Here is an 18,987-nt window from a genome sequence, read left to right on the forward strand (position 1 = left end):
TTGCAGATTGCGGACCGCTTTCCGGTCGCACGCTTTCACCCTCCGCCGTCGACCGGCGGGGGACAAGGACCGGTCGGTCTCGAAAGGTTAACCTCATGCATCGCCTCTACGTCTTGCCGACATTGGTCATCAATGTCGTCATCATTGCCATACCGGCGCTCTTGACCGTGATGCTCGCGTTTTTCGAGTGGGACGGCATCAGCGATCCGATCTTTGTCGGTCTCGACAATTTCCGTGCGCTCTGGGACGACAGCGTCTTCTGGACCGCTCTGACCAACAACATCATCTGGACGATCATCTTTTTGATCGTCCCGATCACGATGGGCCTCTTGGCGGCGACGATGATGCTCGTCGCCCGGCGCAGCTCAAATTTCTTCCAGGTCATCTATTTCCTGCCCGTCATCATTGCGACCGCAATCACCGGCCGTGTCTGGCAGGGCATGATCTATTCGCCCGTGACGGGCGTGACCGGCCTCTTGCAGAGATACGGTATCGATATCGCCAATCCCCTGACGGAAACCTCGAGCGCACTCTACGGCATTGCAGTCGTCGATCTCTGGCACTGGTGGGGTTTTCTTTGCGTCATCTTCTTTGCCGCACTGCGGCAGGTGCCGGCCGAGCAGATCGAGGCCGCCCGCGTCGAGGGGGCAACTTTCCTGCAGACGATCCGCTACGTGCTTCTGCCCGGCATCATGCCGACGATCACGCTAATGATGATCATGACGGTGATCTGGTCATTCCTGGTCTTCGACTTCGTTTACATCCTCACCCAGGGCGGCCCTGCCTACTCCTCCGAAGTCCTGTCGACCTTCGCCTATCGATCCGCCTTCTATGACCTGGCGGTCGGCAAGGCAGCGGCGATCTCTGTCGTTATCAGCCTGTTCGGTCTGGCCGCAACCGTCTTCTACATCCGTGCCCAGGCCAAGGAGTTCGACCAATGAACATGTCCGAAAGCCGCGTAACACGGTGGCTGGTTCACTTCACGCTTGCAGTGCTTTTGATCATCACACTCTTCCCGATCGCGCTTATGGTGTTGAATTCGATTAAGCCGTCGGCAGAGATCGTGCAGAACCCGCTAGCCTGGCCGTCGCAACTGCGCTGGGATAATTTCTCTCGTGCTTGGAGCGACGCCAATTTCGGGCGCACGCTTTTGAACTCCGCCGTCCTCACGGCAATGACGATCGTGCTCGTCTGCACGACGGGCTCGCTGACCGCCTATGTTTTGGCGCGACGCAAGATCAAGACGTGGAAAATCCTGACATTCTATCTTCTGGCCAGCACCACCGCGCCGATCCAGCTGTTTCTCTTCCCACTTTACTTTGGGTTCGCCCGGTTCGGTTTGATCAACAATCCAATTGCCGTCTCCTTTATCTACACGGCGGTGTACTCCCCTTCGCGATCATGCTTTTGCGCACCTATTTCCTGGCCGTACCGAAGGAACTGGAAGAAGCTGCCCTGATCGACGGTGCCACGCACTGGCAGGTCTTCACCAAGGTCTTCCTTCCCATTGTCTCGCCCGGGATCCTGACGGTCGCGCTGATCATCGGGCTCTATTCGTGGAACGAGTTCCTGATCGCCACGACCTTCCTGCAGGGACAGGAGCAGCTGACCGCGGTCGTGTCCTTCTTCCTTCTCTCCGGCCAGTACTCGTCCGACTGGGGTGTGATCATGGCCGCCGCACTCATCATCATCCTTCCGATCGTCATTCTCTTCGTTCTTCTGCAGCGCCGCTTCATTGACGGCATGGCCGGCGGTTCGGTGAAGGGCTAACAAGGAGTATCGCATGTCCATTCCCGCAGACTACAACAACCGCGTCTATGCAGGCGTCCTCGGCAAGCTGATTGGCGTTTATCTCGGCCGCCCGTTCGAGAACTGGCGCTACAAGGACATTCTCGAAAAGCTCGGTCCCATCACCTATTACGTTCACGACCGGCTGGGTGATCCGCTCGTCGTCACCGACGACGACGTCGCCGGAACCTTCACCTTCCCCCGCGCGCTCGACGACTACGGTATTTCTCCGGATCTGTCGGCGGAGGATATCGGCAAGGCCTGGATGAATTACATCATCGAGGAGCGCTCGATCCTCTGGTGGGGAGGCGCCGGCAACTCCACTGAGCATACCGCCTGGCTCAATCTCGCGCGTGGCATCCCTGCCCCGGCGTCCGGCTCGATCGAGACCAACGGCGCAACTGTCGCCGAACAGATCGGCGCACAGATCTTCATCGACGGCTGGGCACTTGTCTCCCCGGCAACCCGGCACAGGCAGCCAAGCTCGCGCGGGCCGCAGGCTCCGTCAGCCATGACGGCGAGGCGGTCCACGCAGCAGTCCTGTGGGCCGCGATGGAAGCCGAAGCATTTCTCAGCAAGGACGTCGACCATCTGCTCGATACCGGCCTTGCCCATATCCCCAAGGACAGCCTGATTGCCAAACTGATCGCCGATATCCGTAAGTGGACGTCCGGCAACGAGGACTGGGAAGCAACGCGTCAGAAGATCGAGGACAATTACGGATACGACAAATATCCGGGCAATTGCCATGTTGTACCGAACCACGCACTGATGATCATGGCGCTCCTGCACGCCCCGCACGATTTCCAGCGCGGCCAAATGATCGTCAACACCTCTGGCTGGGACACCGACTGCAATGCCGGCAATCTCGGCTGCCTTCACGGCATCATGCTCGGACTGGACGGACTTGATGCCGGTCCGGACTGGCGTGGCCCCGTCGCCGACCGGATGTATATCTCGTCTGCCGACGGCGGCCGCTCGGTCAATGATGCCGTCGATACCGCGCTCTGGCTCGCCAACCTCGGCCGCAAGCTGGCCGGTGTTACCGCGGAGCCTGCTCCGAAGAACGGTGCCAAGTTCCACTTCTCGCTGCCGGGCGCCGTCCAGGGCTTTCGCGCGCAACCCGGCCAGATTGCGCTCGATGGTCTGACGGTAACCGGCACCGGCAAGGCGCTGGCACTCGATTTCCGCGCACTGGCGCCTGGTCGCGAAGCGGCGGCGACCACGCCGGTCTTCACGCCACTCGACGTCCTGAAAATGCGGACCTACGATCTGATGGCGAGCCCGCGCATCCATGCCGGCCAGACACTGCGCGCCTCTGTCAGCGCCGAGGCCGGCAATAGCGGGTCAGTCGAGGCAAAGCTTCGCATCCGCCATTACGATAGCAACGACAAGCTCGTTGACATCGACATGCCGACCGGAAAACTGCTTTCGGCGGGCGAGACCGCAACGCTCGAATGGATCGTTCCAGAAACCGGCTTTCAGCCTATCGCCGAGGTCGGCGTTGTCCTGTCGGCCGCTGACGGTCGCGCCAACGGCCGCGTTCTCGTCGATTCGCTGACCTGGGACGGATGCCCGGACGTGACCTTCCGGCGGCCGGAGGGTGCGGGCGACTTCTGGCGTCGCGCCTGGGTCTCCAATGTCCATTTCTTCTCCAAGCATTTTCCGCAGGACATCCGCATCAGCCAGAACCGCGGTTCGGGCCTGATCCTCCAGGGCACACGCGACTGGACGGACTATGCCGTCGAAGCCGACCTGATGCTACATCTCGGCGATTTCGGTGGCCTCGTGCTGCGCGCGGAAGGACAGCGCCGCTATTATGCCGCCCGCCTCACCCGCAAGGGCGAACTGCAGATCGTAAGGCGTCGGGATCAGACGGAAGAGATCCTCGCATCGGCAGCGCTCGATATCCCGTTTGAGACCGCCTTCACCATGGTCGCATCGGCCAAGGGTGAACAGATCACCGTCAAGGTCGGCGATCTCACGCTCGAGGCGCAGGACGGCATGTTTGCCGGAGGTTCGGCGGGCATGGAAATTCACGAGGGCGCCTTGTCCTCCACACGCATCCGCATCCGGGCAGTTTGAGGAGACGATCATGGCCAGTGTTACAATCGACAAGGTCGTCAAGAAATACGGCAGCCTGCAGGTGGTCCACAGCATCGACGCCGAGATCGCCGACGGCGAATTCGTCGTGCTTGTCGGCCCGTCGGGCTGCGGCAAGTCGACCCTGCTGAGGATGATTGCAGGGCTCGAAGAGATCTCCGGCGGCAGAATTTCGATCGGCGATCGCGTGGTCAACGACCTGCCGCCGAAGAGCCGCGATATCTCCATGGTCTTCCAGAACTACGCGCTTTATCCGCATATGACGGTGGAGGAAAACATGGCCTTTTCGCTGACGCTTGCCGGCGCCAGTAAGGAGGAAAAGGCGAAGAAGGTTCGCCAAGCCGCCGAGATTCTCGGTCTCGTTCCGCTTCTCGACCGCAAGCCGAAGGCGCTTTCGGGCGGCCAACGGCAGCGTGTCGCGATGGGACGTTCAATCGTCCGCAATCCCCAGGTCTTCCTGTTCGACGAGCCACTTTCCAATCTTGATGCGAAGCTGCGGGTTCAGATGCGTGGTGAGATAAAGTCGCTCCATCGTAGGCTCCGCACGACCATGATCTATGTCACCCATGACCAGATCGAAGCCATGACGATGGCGGACCGGATCGTCGTCATGCAGAGCGGCATCATCGAGCAGGTCGGTACGCCGTTGGAGCTTTATGACCGGCCGGCAAATGCATTCGTGGCGCAGTTCATCGGATCCCCCGCAATGAACCTGTTTTCCACGGTGGTCAGGGGAACGGATCTGGTCCTTGAGGATGGGAGTGCAATCGGCTTATCGCCCCCGACGGCGGCGCGCGACGGTCAGGAAATCCTTGTCGGCAAACGACCGGAAGAAATCGATGTTGCAACAGGGAGCGGGCTTCAGGCGACCGTCGAGAACATCGAGCCAACCGGATCGGAAACGTTCGTCGAGATGTCGGTCAACGGTCAGATGATTTCCGTCGTACTTCGTGCCCGTCCCACTTTCGACGTTGGGAACCGTCTATCTCTATCGCTGGCTCGCGGTGCAACACATTTCTTCGAAAAGGATAACGGCAAGCGAATTGGGTGAAGAGAAACGGATAAGGGCGCGATGTCGTCTTCGACGGGATCTACGCCGACCGCCTGCCTTTTCCGCTGACATTATACGCTTTGGCCGGACCAGCATGTCCATCGGCGCGTCCGCCGGCTGGCCAAAGGTTAACTGCGAGACTTTAGCACGGCGCCCCTCTGCGCTTCATGAAGAAATCGAACGCCGCGCCGTTGCCGGCATCTCAATGCTCGTGCCGTAGGAACCGCTTCATTTTCCCATACTATCAACTATGGTCTTGAACGGAAACAAGCCGCGGCCCAGACGATGGCAAACATCCGGAAATGCACACTCTTCTTTGATTGGAATGGTTCGGTTACCCGCAGTGATATCCGCCGTCGACCGGCAAGGTAACTCCAGTCACGAAGGTTGCGGCAGGTGAACACAGAAAAAGGACGGGCCCGACCAAATCCTCGGTGGTTCCCCAACGCTTCAGCGCTGAACGATCCGCGATCTTCCTTTCGCTTTCGGCGACCGACCAGAGCGGCTTCGTCATTTCCGTCCTGTGATAACCGGGGCCGACGGCGTTAACGCGCACGCCGTCGCGGCCATATTTATGCGCAAGCGCACGTGTCAGTCCGACAATGCCGGTCTTGCTCGCGGTGTAGGAGGGCACGCTCTCATCGGCGAGATAGCTCAGCATCGAGGCAAAGTTAACGATGCAGCCGCCGCTTGCCTTCAGCAGGGGAAAGCCGCGCGCGACAGGCGCATGGCGCTGTTGAGATTGACGTCCATGACGTCGAGAAAGACCTCTTCCTCCCATTCGGCGTCGGGCCGGGCGATGCCCTGGCAATTGACCAGCACGTCGAGCTGATCGAGCCCGGCAAAGAAGCGAGATACCGCTTCACCATCGCGAACATCAAGTTGCTCGAAGCGAAGGCCCTTAGGAACCTCTCCCGAGGCCGCTGCCTGCAGCCTGTTCTGCGAACTGCCTGTGGCGATCACCTCAGCGCCGGCTTTTGCAAACCCCTCCGCGACGCTGAGCCCGATTCCGCTCGTGCCGCCGGAAACAACCACGGTCCTGCCGTGCAAAAATGGTCCGAACGCCGAAATCTCCTGCATGGTTTCCTCCCCTCATGCTTTCAGATCAGTACCTTCAAGGCAGCGACGACCATTGCTTCCGTCACCGTAATGGGCTCGTTGTGAATGATTTCGCCGGGCCGGCAGGCGCGTTTTGCGACGATCGCGAGTTTTGCCTCGGAAGCATCGACGATGCCGATATCGGCGAGCCGGGTCGGCAGGCGCACCGACAGGCAGAAGTCGCGGACCTTTCGGAATTCCTCATCCTGCCCGTGAAGCTTCAGGCCTGCCAGAACACCGATTGCGACCTTTTCCCCGTGCAGATGGTGGTGAACATCCTCGAGTTCGCAAAGGCCATGATGGATCGCATGCGCTGCCGCCACGCCGCCGGATTCAAAGCCGATCCCCGAAAGAAGAATATTCGCTTCGACGATCCGCTCCAGCGCAGGGCTCGCCTCTCCCGCATCGCAATCCGCCAGTGCGGCTGCGCCGAATTCGAAAATCGTGTCCCGGCAAGCCCTCGCGACTTCGAAGGCAAGGCTGACACCCGGCATTTTCATGCAGTTGAACGCACCGCTGCGGCGGCAGGAATCCGCCTCGTAGAATGTCGCCAACGCATCGCCTATTCCGGCCGCGAGAAAACGGGCTGGGGCCTTGGCGATCAGGGCCGTATCGACCAGGACAAGATCGGGGTTTCTTGGCAGGAACGTGTCATAGGCGACGGTACCGTCATCGTTGTAGACGACGGCAAGCGCGCTGCAGGGCGCATCCGATGCCGCAATCGTCGGAAAGATGATGACCGGCAGGCCGAGATCGCGGGCCGCGGCCTTTGCCGTGTCGAGCGCCTTGCCGCCGCCAACACCGATGATGACCTCGGCTGCGCCATCGCGCGCCGAGGCGGAGAGTGCGGCGATCTGGCTCTCGGAGCATTCGCCGCCATGGCGGATCAACCGGGCCTCGACATGTCCTTCAAGCGCTGCAGAAAGAGTAGCTTCCAACATGTCGTAGATACCGCGATCGACGAGAACCGCGGCGCGATGGCCGAAACCGGCGGCCTCCGCACCCAGCATCCCGATTGCGCCCGCCGCCTGGATATAACGCCCGGGAAAACGGGCGCCGCGGGCGGTGCCGGCCAAAGCGTTTACCAGCATACATATCCTCCGTCAGCAAGCACGATCGAGCCGGTCATCAGGCTGGATGCTTCGCTGGCAAGGAAAAGGATGACGGAGGCCACCTCGTCGGTGCGGCCGAGCCTGTTCATCGGCGTGCCGCCGACCCAGTGGCGGTACATTTCCGGGTCGTCGTAGACGTATTTGTTCATTTCGGTGTCGATATAGGTCGGCGCCACGGAATTGACGCGCACGCCCCGCGCACCCCATTCGGCCGCAAGCGACTTCGTTAGGTGATGAACGGCGGCCTTGGAGGCGTTGTAATTTGCCTGTTCCTGTGGTCGGTTGACGATGAAGCCGGACATGGATCCGACATTGACGATGCTGCCGCCCCCTGTTCCAGCATGGTCTTGCCGAAGGCGCGGCAGCACCAGAACACGCCGTTCAGGTTGACGTCGATCACCTTGTTCCAGACCTCGTCCGCCATGGTTTCGGCCGGATGATTGCTGATGGCGATGCCGGCATTGTTGACGAGGACATCGACACGGCCGTGGCGAGCGAGGATGGCGTCGTGGACGGTTTTCACGCCTTCGACATCGGTAACGTCGAGCAGTTCGCCCTCGACCTTGAAACCCTTGGCTTTAAGTTCGCCGACGGCCTTTTCCAGCAGTTCGGCATTCATGTCGGTCAGCACGACCGTCGCGCCGGCCTCGCAAAGGGCTTCGACAGCGGCATAGCCGATGCCTCTTGCCGCTCCCGTCACGACGGCGATCTTGTCGGTCAGCTTGAATCTATCGAGATACATGGACAATTTCCTTTGCGGGTGTTTTCGGCGCCGTGGCGAGGCAAGCGCTCAATGTCGGCATCAGATCATGCGGGTCGGCGAGGATTGCGTCGGCCGGAAAGACGAGGTCTTCGCGGCCCGGCTCCGGCCAGGCAATCACGGTCATGCCCGCGGCAAGGCCGGCAACGGCGCCGGGAACGCTGTCTTCCACGACGATGCAATCCGCAGGATCAAGCCCGAGCAGGTAGACGGCGCGGAGATAGGGCTCCGCATGCGGCTTGCCGTTGCGCACGTCGTTGCGCGTAACGGAGACCAGGCCGGGCCGCTGCAGGTCGATGGCGCGCAGGTTCGCATCGACCAGAATGCGGTCCGAATTCGAGACGATCGCGTGGGGAATACCGTCGCGCTTCAGGGCAGCGATCACAGCCTCGGCCGATGGCCGCCATGATAGCGAGGCGGCCATTTCCAGATAGGTCGTATTTTTGGCGGCGGCATGGTCAGTGAAGGAAAGCGCAAGCCCCAGCCTGTCGCACAGCAGCGCATGGCATGCTTCGCCGGTCATGCCGGTGATCTCTTCCGAAAGCCCGTCCGGCACCGTATGGCCGTGGTTTCGAAGCACCGCCACCATGGCGGCAAAATGGGTCGGCTCGCTGTCGACAAGCGTCCCGTCCATATCAAAGAGTACGGCACGCGTCGTCATTGCGGCAGCCTGTCGAGGTCGTCGTAAAGCGTCTGGCTGTGCTGATAGAGCTTTTCGAAGAAGGTCTGCATGGGACGATAGGTATCCGCCCATGCCGGATCGGGCCGGATCTCCTCATCATAGGCGACATAGGCATCGGCCGCCGCCTGCAGATCGGAAAACCGCCCCGTGGCCGTCGCTGCCATGATGCCGCAGCCCACAAGTCCGCATTCGGCTTCCCGCGGCACGAGGATCGGGATGTCGTAGACACTCGCCTTGATCTTCAGCCAGAGTTTAGTCTTCGCGCCGCCGCCCGAGGCAATCACGCGCTCCAGCGGTGCGCCTGAAATCCTGTCTAGAATGTTGATATGCCGCTTCACCGCGAAGGCGACGCCTTCGAGGATCGACCGGTGCATATGCGCAAGGCCATGGCCGGCGCCGATCCCGAAATATTGCGCCCGGGCGTTGCGGTGGTCTCCCAGCCGTTCGCCGGTGAGATAGGGCATGAAGAACAGCCGTTCGGACCCGGCCGGCGCTTCGGCCGCCTTTGCAACGATATCCTCGTAGGAAAACTGCTTGTCATGGAAGGCGCGGCGCGCCCAGCGCATGGCATCGCCGCCGGATTCCAGCAGCATGAAGGCACCCCAATTGCCCTCGACGGTGCCGACATTGCAGACGGAGGGATCAAGCAGGGGCTGGCTGGCGATCGCTGTGATGATGGCGGATGTGCCCATCACTTCCGACCCGACGCCCGGCCGGCAGACGCCGGAGCCGAGAAGTGCGACCGGATAATCGGCACCGCCGACCAGAACCGGCGTGCCTTCCAGAAGGCCGGTCTCCACGGCAGCCTGTGCCGTAACCGAGCCCAGGATCTCCACCGGATTGCGCAGCGGAGCGAGTTTTTCACGATCCAGGCCAAGCAGCGCGACCATCTTTTGCGACCAGTCGCCGGTGCGGGGATCCATGAGAAAACTTGCCCCGCCGTCACCGCGGTCCATAGCGATCTCGCCGGTCAGGCGCAGATTGATGAAATCCTTCGGCATCAGCACGGCTGCGGTGTTGCGATAGGCAGAAGGATCATTGTCGCGCAGCCATTGCAGCTTGAAACCCGGCCAGGCCGGGGTCGGCGGATTGGCGCAGTCCGCAAGATAGCTTTCGGGACGGTTTTCCGCTTCGAAGGCCGTTACATGGTCGACTGTGCGCTTGTCGTTCCAGAGTGGTACCGTCTCGCGCACCAGTTCGCCACGATCGTCGACCAGAACCGTTCCGTGCATTTGGCCGCAGGCGGCGACAGCCGCAATCCGGCTTGCTGCATCCGGCAGTTCGGCAAGCACCGAGCGCGTTGCGGCGGCAACGCCCGCCCACCAATCCCGCGGCCGCTGTTCCGACCATCCGAACTGGGGAACGATCTGGTCATGTTCGCGGCTGGTGACGGCAAGGATCTTGCCGTGTGTATCGAGCAGCGCCGCCCGGACGCTGCCCGTCCCGACATCGATTGCGAGAAAGAGGTCTTTTGACATGTCTTTGCTTTGGATTGCGGCTTACTTGCGGAACCAGTTCGAGGCGTATTGCAGCAGCATGGCACCGATGATGATGCATCCCATGAACACCTGCTGGTGATAACCGGGCACGCGCGCCAAGTTCATCATATTCGCGATAATCCCGAGCACAAGCACGCCGATGAAGGTGTTGACCACACCGCCGCGGCCGCCCATCAGACTGGCACCGCCAATCACCACGGCCGCAATCGCATCGAGTTCGGCGCCGACACCGATATTGGCCGAGCCGATGCCCGTGCGGCTGGTGGAGACGATACCGGCCGCTGCCGCAAGTACGCCGGAGATGACATAGACCGAGGTCGTGTAGAAGGCGACCGGAATGCCGGACAGGCGGACAGCCTCGACATTCGAACCGATCGCCTTCACCAGCCGGCCGAAGCGGGTCAGCGACAAGACGATGCCGGCGACTACGAAGACCGCCGCCATCAGCCAGACCGGATAGGGCAGACCGGCAAACGACATCGATCCAAAGTTGACGATCATCATGCCGGCATCACCCATCTGGATCGGCTGCCCCGACGAGACGGTGAGCGACAAGCCGCGGGCAACCGTCATCATCGCCAAAGTCGTGACGAAAGGCGGCAGTTTCAGAAATGCCACAAGGATGCCCGAGACGAGCCCGCAGGCACCGCCGGCCAGAAGTGCTGCGCCAATCGACATCCCGGTCCCATATTGCTGGATGAGGATGGCGCAGATGACGCTGCCGAGTGCAGCGATAGAGCCGACAGACAGGTCGATCCCTCGGGTGAGGATGACAAAGAGCAGGCCCATCGCCATCAGACTGGTGCCGGCACTCTGGCGCAGCACGTTGATAAGGTTCCGCTGGGTCAGGAAAACGTCCGACATCAGCGTTGCGACGATCAGGAGCGCGATCAGGATCGCGACCGTGCCGTAGCGGTGCAACAGGTTGCCGATGTTCAGCGAATGCGAGCGGGGTGCGGTTTCTGTGATATCTGTCACGGCATTACCCAATCATGGTGTCGGAGCGGTCTCAGGCCTGGTCACGGAATTGACCATTGCGAGCCGCAGCAGGTTTTCTTCGGTATAATCGTCCGGCTGAAGCGATCCGGTCAGCTGTCCCTCGCGCATGACGAGAATGCGGTCGCACAAGCCGAACAGTTCCAGGTGCTCGGAGGAGATGACCAGGATCGCGCGGCCCTCGGCGGCAAGCGACTTGATCAGCGAGTAGATCTCCGACTTGGCGCCGACATCGACGCCGCGCGTCGGTTCGTCGAAAATCAGGACGTCGCCATCGGCATGAAACCACTTGGCGAGCACGACCTTCTGCTGGTTGCCGCCGGAGAGGCTGGAGGCCGGGTCGTCGAGGCTGCCGGCCTTGAGACGAAGGCGGGATGCGAGCTTTTCGACCGTGGATTTTTCGGCCGAACGCCGGACAAAGCCGAACATGTTGACGAGAGGAGAGAGCCGCGCCATCGTCGCGTTGACGCGGATCGGGAAGTCGAGAACGAGGCCCTGTTCCTTGCGGCTTTCCGGCACGAGACCGATGCCTGCCCTGATGGCGTCACGCGGGCTCTTCATCTTCACCTCGCGGCCGCGGATGAAGATTTTTCCGGATCGCGCCTTTTCCGCCCCGAAAATCATGCGTACGAGTTCTGTCCGGCCGGCCCCGACAAGACCGCCAAGCCCGACGATCTCGCCGGCGCGCAGGCTGAGCGAGGCGCCCTTGATGCGGTTTCCATCCGAAAGTTCGTCGATCCGGATGGCTTCGTCGCCAACCGCGCGCTCGACATCCTCGCCGAACAGCGCCTTCAGCGAACGGCCGACCATCATGCGGATCACGTCGTTGATCTCGACATCCGTGCGCTGGACGGTCGCAACCGATGCGCCGTCCTTCATCACCGTGATGCGATCGGCGATGCGAAAAACCTCATCGAGACGGTGGGAGATATAGATGATCCCGACGCCGCGTTCGCGAAGCGTCGCAATGATCTTAAGCAGCCGTTCGGCATCCTGCGTCGAAAGCACGGCGGTCGGCTCGTCGAACACCATCACGCTGGCATTGTGGGAGAGTGCCTTGGCAATCTCGACCACCTGCTGATGGGCCACAGACAGATCGGAAACAGTGGCCGACGGCGATATGGAGAAGCCGAGGCTGTTGATCAGTTCCTTTGCCCGGCGATTGAGGTCCCGCCACGAGATCAGCGAGGGGATTTCGGCGAGAAAGATGTTTTCGGCGACGGTCAGATCGGTTGCCAGCGCCATTTCCTGATGGATTATGGCGATACCCTTGCCGAGCGCATCCATCGGGCCGCGAAACTGCCGGCGCTCGCCAGATACCACGACCGTACCGGCATCCGGCACGTGTTCGCCGCCGAGAACGCGCATGAGCGTCGATTTGCCGGCGCCGTTTTCTCCGAGCAGCGCATGAACCTCACCGGGGCGCAGGGTGAAGTCCACGCCCTGAAGAGCCCGGACGCCACCGAAGGATTTGCGGATACCGCTGAGTACTACCAAATTTTTCATAGCCGAATTCTGATCCCTGTACCGTCGGCATCTCTCATGTGCCGACAGGACATCGCGGCAGGGAGAAAGCCCTCCGCTCAGTGACAAGGATGCGGCCGGCCTCGTTCGACGCCGGCCGCGCGGGACGATGGTGCTTAAAACACCGCATCCTTCTTCAGATACTGCTCGACGTTATCCTTGGTGATGGCCATCGGCGTCGTATAGGTGATCTTGGACATCCCCTCCGGAAGCTCGCCATCGACAGCCTTCTTGGCGAGGTCGACAGCCGTCGCGGCGACGATCGCTGGATCGTTCAGACCAGTCGCACCATACTTGCCATCCTTGATGGCCTGGAGCGCTTCCTTCTGACCATCAGCAGCGGCCAGCAGCAAAACGTCTTTCGTGTCACCAAGCGCCTTTTCCGCGCCGAGGACCATTGAGTCGTTTTCACCGAGAACGACATTAATATCGGGATTGGCCGTAAGAAGGTCTTCCATCGCCTTCAGGCCCCCTTCATTCGTCCAGGCACCCCAGCCCTGGCCGACGACCTCGAAACGCGCGCGGCCTTCATTGCGAAGCTGACCTTCGAGCAGGCCGGCCAGCACACCGAGGCGCCGTTCCTGGCCGACTTCATTGCCCTTGTCGCCGGAGATCAACCCAATCTTCAGATCCTTGCCTTTGGTGGCATTGGCCAACCACTGGCCGACGAGCAAACCGTTCTGCGTATTCGAGGACTGAACGAGCGTCACAAAATTGGCCTGCGGATCGATCGTGGAATCGATGACGAAGACATGCACGCCGGCTGCCGTTGCGGAATTGACCGCCGGTACAAGCCCCTTGCTGTCGCGCGGATTTATGATGAGAGCATCGATCCCCTGCGCCACCATGTCCTCGACATCGGCAACCTGTTTGTTGAGGTCATTCTGGCCATCGACGGAGATTACTTCGCAACCGAGTTCTTCGGCCTTCTTCTTAGCCGAAACTTCCTGGGCAGCGAAATACGGCGCGTCCAACGTCTTCATTGAAATGCCGATCTTGCAATCGGCGGCCTGGGCCGCGGTCATTGCCACCAACGAACCTGCGGCGGCCAGTGCGAGCCGCAATGCGGCAGTTTTCACAGTCTTCATAATCTCTCCTCCTTAGGGCGAATCTGAGCTCCCACGACCCTTCTGGGTCCGCCATTTCTCAAAAGCCATATGTAGCGTAATTACATAAAAACCATCCGTCAACGTTATTTTCCTACGTAAAACGGAAATTTGATGCTGCAACGCAGCGATAAATAGGACTTGCACGTCTCATTATATCATTTTATGTAGTTTTACTACCGATTGGAGGAGATCTGCATGTTACGAGAGCCTGTTACGAGCGTCGTGGACGCAATCGCCGGGGGATGAGCGGCAATACGGGCCGTTACGAGAAGCGCTTGAGCGACCTGACGGGTCTTTATGCGGATGCCGATGCCCATGAGGCGCTTGTCAGATCCACTGGCGATCCGGTCGTCTACGACGTGGAAGACTTCAAGCCCGGCACCCATAGCGGCGATCTGATCTACGGCGTCACCCGCATGAATCCGGGCCGCATCGGCCGCGAATATTTTATGACCCGCGGTCACATACATGCGAAGGCCGACAGGCCGGAGATCTATTACGGCCAGAAAGGCCGCGGCCTGATGCAGCTCGAATCGCCCGAAGGGAGACGCGCATCGTCGAGATCGGCCCGCAGACGATTTGTTATGTCCCACCATTCTGGATCCACCGCTCGATCAATGTCGGCACCGAGGATCTGGTCATGGTCTTCGCCTACCCGTCCGACAGCGGCCAGGACTACGGCATCATCGAGAACTCGAACGGCATGCGCCATCGCGTCTACGCGACCGACACGGGCGGCTGGGAACTGGTCGAAAATACAGCCTACACGCCGCGCAGCAGCGAAACCGCCCGCGGCCTGATGAAGACCTATGCCTGATCAGGGCAAAAGACAGGAGTTTCCATGAAAGATCCAATCGACATCATCGCCGGGCTTGGCGTGGTCCCGGTCATTGCCATTGAGCGTGCAAGCGATGCGGTTCCGCTGGCCGATGCGCTTCTTGAGGGCGGCCTGCCGGTTGCCGAAATCACCTTCCGCACCGAGGCCGCCGCCGATGTGCTCGCCGCCATGCGCGATGCACGTCCTGAACTCTGCATCGGTGCCGGCACAATTCTCGAAAAACCGAACCTCGACCGCGCAATCGCTTCCGGCGCCCGTTTCGGCCTCGCGCCCGGCTACGATCCTGATATCGTCGATGCGGCGAAGGCCGCAAACCTTCCCTTCTGCCCCGGCATCATGACGCCCTCCGACCTGACGCTTGCAGCGGCCCGCGGTGTCCGTCTTGCGAAATTCTTCCCGGCCGGGCTTGCCGGTGGCCCGAAGGCACTTTCCGGCATTTCGGCGCCGTTTGCGCATCGCGGCATCCGCTTCATTCCGACCGGTGGCGTTACCGAGTCGACGATCGGCGACTGGCTTGCCATCCGCCAGGTCGTTGCCGTCGGCGGAACCTGGATCGCCAAGACCGAAGACATTCGCGACGGCCGTTTTGCCGAGATCGCCAAGAATGCCAAGGCGGCGGTGAAGGTAGCCCACGAAGCGCTGGAGAAACGCCAGTGAGCTCCTATCAGCCGGCCACTCAGCCCACGCTCTATTTCATCGGCGTGACCACGGGCAAAAGTTCGATCATGAAGGTGTTTCCCGCCTGGGCCGAATATCTCGGCCTCAAGGGTGCGGTAATCAAGGGCATCGATTTCAAGCTGCATGACGATCCCGCCGCCTATCGCAGGGCAGTGGAATTCATACGCGATGATCCGCTTTCGCTCGGCGCGCTTGTCACCACCCACAAGATCGACCTGTTTCACGCCTGCCGCGACCTGTTCGATGTGATCGACCAGCATGCGCTGCTGATGGACGAGACGAGCTGTATCTCGAAGCGAAACGGCAAACTGATCTGCCACGCCAAGGACCCGATCTCGTCGGGTCTTGCCATCGACGGTTTTCTCGGCGAAAACTATTTTGCCGAGCACGATGCCGACCTGTTCTCGATGGGCGCGGGCGGCTCGACCATTGCCATCACATGGCATCTGATGCGCAGCAGTCGTGGAAAAAACGTACCGGGCCGGATCGTCGTCACCAATCGCAGCCGGCACAGGCTGGATGAGATCAGGCGCATCCACGCCCAGATCGAGACCGACGTGTCGGTCGAATATCTTCTGGCCGAGACGGCGGAAGCCAATGATGCCGTTCTGAAGACGCTGAAGCCCGGATCGCTGGTGATCAATGCCACCGGCCTCGGCAAGGATGCACCCGGATCGCCGCTGACCGATGCGGCTCAGTTTCCGCAAAAATCCGTCGTCTGGGACCTGAATTACCGCGGCGATCTCGTCTTCCTCGATCAGGCCCGCCGGCAGGAAGCGGAGAAATCGCTGCAGGTGGAGGATGGCTGGACCTATTTCCTGCATGGCTGGACGCAGGTGATCTCCGAGGTTTTCGACGTGGCGATCCCGACCTCCGGTCCGGCTTTCGACGAGATTTCCAGGATCGCTCTTCAGGCTGCGGGGAGATAGGACATGAACCAGCGCATTCTCGTAACCCCTCGCTCGCTCACCGCGGAACCGCATCCCGAAGTCGAGCGCCTTCGGGATCTCGGCTTCGAGATCGTCTATTCCACAGCCGGCGCCATGCCGACCGAGCAGGAACTGATGACACTCGTTCCCGATTGCGTCGGCTGGCTGGCGGGTGTCGAGCCGGTGACGCCAAAGATTATCGCCGTTGCGGAAAAGCTGAAAGTGATCAGCCGCAACGGCGTCGGCGTCGACAATTTGCCGATCGAGACCCTCAACCAGCGCGGCGTGCAGATCATGCTCGCCGAGGGCGCCAATTCGCTCGGTGTCGCCGAACTGACCATCGGCCTGATTTTTAGCGCCATGCGGTCCATCCCGCTCGCCGATGCCGGCATCAAGTCCGGCGGATGGCCGCGCGTGCGGGGCATGGAAGTGCGCGGCCGCACCATCGGTGTCATCGGCTGCGGAGCGATCGGCCGCGAGGTCGCGCGCATGGCGATTGCGCTCGGCGCCAATGTCATCGCCTTCGATCCGGTAAGGCCAAACCTCGACCTACCCTCCGCATCCTTCACCTATGCCGAGGTCGACGAGATCGTTGCGCAAGCGGACATTCTGTCCCTGCATTGCCCGCTTCCCCGTGACGGCAGCGCGCTTCTGACCGAAGAGCGGTTGGCAATTTGCAAACAGGGCCAGGTGATCATCAACACGGCCCGTTCGAAGCTGATCGACGAGGCCGCCCTGATCGAGGCGCTGGAGGATGGCCGCGTCGGCGCCTATGCGACGGATGTCTTCGATGAGGAGCCGCCGGCATCGTTGACGCTCGCCGCCCATCCCCACGTCATCGCAACGAGCCATATCGGCGGCTTCACCACCGAAAGCGTCGAGCGCGCCACGCGTATTGCCGCCGACAATCTCCTGACCGCATTAGGGGCATGACGATGGCAGGCCGGCTGGTCGAGACCGTATTCGATGGCCCCTTGGCGGAGCGGCTTTCCGGGCCCGCTGCCGATGGTGTCCGCTTCTACTGGCTCGGCCAGGCCGGTTTCGTTCTCGAAATGGACGGCCGGCGGCTTGTCATCGACCCCTATCTCTCGAATTCACTGGCGGAAAAATATCGCGGCACCGCACGTCCGCATATCCGAATGATGCCGCCGCCAATCCTGCCGGAAAGTCTTGGCCGGGTGGACCTCGTTCTCTCCACCCACGCCCATACCGACCATATGGATCCCGGCACGCTGCCGCCTTTGCTGAAAGCCAATCCGCAGGCAAGGCTCGCGGCGCCCCGTGCCGCCCTCGCCCAAGCGCTGGCCCGTTCCGGTGTTGCGGAAGAACGACTGGTCCTTATCGATGCCGGCCAGACGATCGAGCCTTTCCCCGGCCTTTCGATCACGGCAACTCGCGCAGCCCATGAAACGCTGGAAACGGACAGTGAAGGTCACCATCGGTTTCTCGGCTATGTTTTCGAGGCCGCTGGCATTCGCATCTGGCATTCGGGCGATTGCGTCCCCTTCGACGGCCTCATTGAGGAAGTCGCTCCCTACGCACCCAATATGGCGCTTCTGCCGGTCAATGGGCGCAGGCCTGAACTGTCGGACAATGGCGTGCCGGGCAATTTCACGGTTGCCGAAGCCATATCGATCGCCGACGCCATCGGTGCCCCCCATCTTGTCGCGCATCATTACGGCCTCTTCGATTTCAATACCGAAAGCCCGGCAAATATCGATGCCGCCGCAGCCTCAAGTCAAACGACGGATCTTTTCCGTGCGAAGGTCGGCATATGCTACGAATGGCACGGCGCGTGATGTCAGGCGGCCGGTTCCATTTTCACGACACCGGATTTAGCTTATGAACGGGCCGGCACAGAAGGCAGAACCCGATGGATACTGAAGTCATACGCAATAGCGGCCGCAACATTATCGAGGTCATCAGGACGATGCGACCGGAGCTTCGCAAGTCCGACCGCAAGGTCGCCGATATCGTGCTCGACGATCCGCGCCGCATCATGAACGCGACGGTCGGTGAGACCGCGCAGCTGGCGGATGTCAGCCAGCCGACCGTATTGCGCTTCACCACTGCGATCGGCTGCAGCGGCTTTCAGGACTTCAAGATCAAGCTTGCCCAGAGCCTCGCCTTTGGCACGCCGGCGACCCATTCGGTCCTGCTCGACACGGATGAGCCCGAAATCGTTGCCGAGAAGATTTTCGATTATACGATGACCAGTCTCGACTGGGCGCGCTCGCGGCTGAACAAGGAGGCGCTCCACAAGGCGATCGATATTCTTGCGGCGGCAAGAGCGATTGTTTTCTTCGGCTTCGGAGCGTCTGGCATCGTTGCACGCGATGCGCAGCAGAAATTTCCGCTGTTTGGTGTGCCCTGCGTGGCGGAGCTCGATTCTCACCAGCAGCTGATGGTCGCCTCGATGATGAAGCCAGGCGATGTGGCCTTCGTCATTTCCAACACGGGCACGACGCGCTCAATAATCGAGATTGCCCGGATCGCCCACGAGAATGGTGCGACCGTGATCTGTCTGACCGGTTCGGATTCGCCGCTCACCCATTATTGTGACGTCTCCCTGATCGTCGAGACGCTCGAGAACACGAATATGTACACGCCAACGATCTCTCGGATTGCGGCCTTGGTCGTCATCGACATTCTCTCAACAAGCGTCGCGATGCGTCGACCGGCGGATGATCAGGCTCGCATACATCAGATGAAGCGACAGCTCAGTGACATGCGTAAGATGCAACCGATTTGACCTGCTTACACAGTTCAACCGGGTTTTGAGGTCTTGATCGGGTTCGGACTTGTGTCCAGTTGTGCCCC

The 18,987-nt window shown here is 60.9% G+C and carries 13 protein-coding genes and 6 pseudogenes; 10 read left to right on the forward strand and 9 right to left on the reverse strand.

Annotated features, from left to right (window positions below):
- The first annotated feature begins 95 nt into the window (after positions 1–95).
- The 4 genes and pseudogenes from N7E02_RS04620 to N7E02_RS04635 all read left to right on the forward strand — a co-directional run bounded on the left by N7E02_RS04620 (position 96) and on the right by N7E02_RS04635 (position 4,942).
- Positions 96–941: a carbohydrate ABC transporter permease gene (locus tag N7E02_RS04620; RefSeq protein WP_286578896.1), complete on the forward strand. Its 846-nt coding sequence runs from the start codon at positions 96–98 to the stop codon at positions 939–941.
- Positions 938–1,770, forward strand: a pseudogene (locus N7E02_RS04625) (carbohydrate ABC transporter permease). The gene N7E02_RS04620 and the pseudogene N7E02_RS04625 overlap by 4 nt, the downstream one beginning before the upstream one ends.
- A 13-nt stretch (positions 1,771–1,783) precedes the next feature.
- Positions 1,784–3,873: pseudogene (locus N7E02_RS04630) on the forward strand (ADP-ribosylglycohydrolase family protein).
- Positions 3,874–3,883: 10 nt separating this feature from the next.
- Entirely contained in the window at positions 3,884–4,942 is a 1,059-nt protein-coding gene (locus N7E02_RS04635) for an ABC transporter ATP-binding protein (RefSeq protein WP_286578897.1), read from the forward strand.
- Between the two features lie 334 nt (positions 4,943–5,276).
- On the opposite strand, the pseudogene N7E02_RS04640 reads toward N7E02_RS04635, so the two are convergent.
- The 9 genes and pseudogenes from N7E02_RS04640 to N7E02_RS04675 all read right to left on the reverse strand — a co-directional run bounded on the left by N7E02_RS04640 (position 5,277) and on the right by N7E02_RS04675 (position 13,692).
- Positions 5,277–6,022: pseudogene (locus N7E02_RS04640) on the reverse strand (SDR family NAD(P)-dependent oxidoreductase).
- Positions 6,023–6,042: 20 nt separating this feature from the next.
- Positions 6,043–7,131: a glycerol dehydrogenase gene (locus N7E02_RS04645; RefSeq protein WP_286578898.1), complete on the reverse strand. Its 1,089-nt coding sequence runs from the start codon at positions 7,129–7,131 to the stop codon at positions 6,043–6,045.
- Positions 7,122–7,894 (reverse strand): annotated as a pseudogene (locus N7E02_RS04650) (SDR family NAD(P)-dependent oxidoreductase). The gene N7E02_RS04645 and the pseudogene N7E02_RS04650 overlap by 10 nt, the downstream one beginning before the upstream one ends.
- Entirely contained in the window at positions 7,881–8,573 is a 693-nt protein-coding gene (locus N7E02_RS04655; protein WP_286578899.1) for an HAD family hydrolase, read from the reverse strand. Before N7E02_RS04655 ends, N7E02_RS04650 begins: the two are co-directional and overlap by 14 nt.
- Complete coding sequence (locus N7E02_RS04660; RefSeq protein WP_286578900.1) at positions 8,570–10,072, reverse strand: xylulokinase; 1,503 nt, start codon at positions 10,070–10,072, stop codon at positions 8,570–8,572. The genes N7E02_RS04655 and N7E02_RS04660 overlap by 4 nt, the downstream gene beginning before the upstream one ends.
- Positions 10,073–10,093: 21 nt before the next feature.
- On the reverse strand, positions 10,094–11,071 hold the full coding sequence (locus N7E02_RS04665) for an ABC transporter permease (protein WP_374730627.1): 978 nt from the start codon (positions 11,069–11,071) through the stop codon (positions 10,094–10,096).
- A gap of 12 nt (positions 11,072–11,083) precedes the next feature.
- Entirely contained in the window at positions 11,084–12,121 is a 1,038-nt protein-coding gene (locus N7E02_RS04670; RefSeq protein ID WP_445344458.1) for a sugar ABC transporter ATP-binding protein, read from the reverse strand.
- A 36-nt stretch (positions 12,122–12,157) separates the two neighbouring features.
- Positions 12,158–12,520, reverse strand: a pseudogene (locus tag N7E02_RS30165) (ATP-binding cassette domain-containing protein); the annotation flags it as partial.
- 209 nt (positions 12,521–12,729) lie between these two features.
- A complete protein-coding gene (locus N7E02_RS04675; RefSeq protein WP_374730631.1) occupies positions 12,730–13,692 on the reverse strand; it encodes a substrate-binding domain-containing protein in 963 nt (320 codons plus the stop codon).
- 272 nt (positions 13,693–13,964) lie between these two features.
- Here N7E02_RS04675 and N7E02_RS04680 point away from each other — a divergent pair.
- The 6 genes and pseudogenes from N7E02_RS04680 (at position 13,965) to N7E02_RS04705 (ending at position 18,919) form a co-directional block, all read left to right on the forward strand.
- Positions 13,965–14,539: pseudogene (locus N7E02_RS04680) on the forward strand (glucose-6-phosphate isomerase family protein).
- 24 nt (positions 14,540–14,563) lie between these two features.
- The gene (gene eda, locus N7E02_RS04685; RefSeq protein WP_286578902.1) at positions 14,564–15,217 is read left to right on the forward strand and encodes a bifunctional 4-hydroxy-2-oxoglutarate aldolase/2-dehydro-3-deoxy-phosphogluconate aldolase; all 654 of its coding nucleotides are present in this window, start codon (positions 14,564–14,566) and stop codon (positions 15,215–15,217) included.
- A complete protein-coding gene (locus tag N7E02_RS04690) occupies positions 15,214–16,167 on the forward strand; it encodes a shikimate dehydrogenase family protein (protein WP_286578903.1) in 954 nt (317 codons plus the stop codon). Before eda ends, N7E02_RS04690 begins: the two co-directional genes overlap by 4 nt.
- A gap of 3 nt (positions 16,168–16,170) precedes the next feature.
- Positions 16,171–17,100, forward strand: a complete 930-nt coding sequence (locus N7E02_RS04695) for a phosphoglycerate dehydrogenase (protein WP_286578904.1) — start codon at positions 16,171–16,173, stop codon at positions 17,098–17,100.
- Positions 17,097–17,966, forward strand: a complete 870-nt coding sequence (locus N7E02_RS04700; RefSeq protein WP_286578905.1) for an MBL fold metallo-hydrolase — start codon at positions 17,097–17,099, stop codon at positions 17,964–17,966. The genes N7E02_RS04695 and N7E02_RS04700 overlap by 4 nt, the downstream gene beginning before the upstream one ends.
- Positions 17,967–18,040: 74 nt before the next feature.
- On the forward strand, positions 18,041–18,919 hold the full coding sequence (locus N7E02_RS04705; protein WP_286578906.1) for an SIS domain-containing protein: 879 nt from the start codon (positions 18,041–18,043) through the stop codon (positions 18,917–18,919).
- The last annotated feature ends 68 nt before the right edge of the window (positions 18,920–18,987 follow it).

The organism is Terrirhizobium terrae (genome assembly GCF_030323265.1).
Taxonomy (GTDB): Bacteria; Pseudomonadota; Alphaproteobacteria; order Rhizobiales; family Rhizobiaceae; genus Neorhizobium.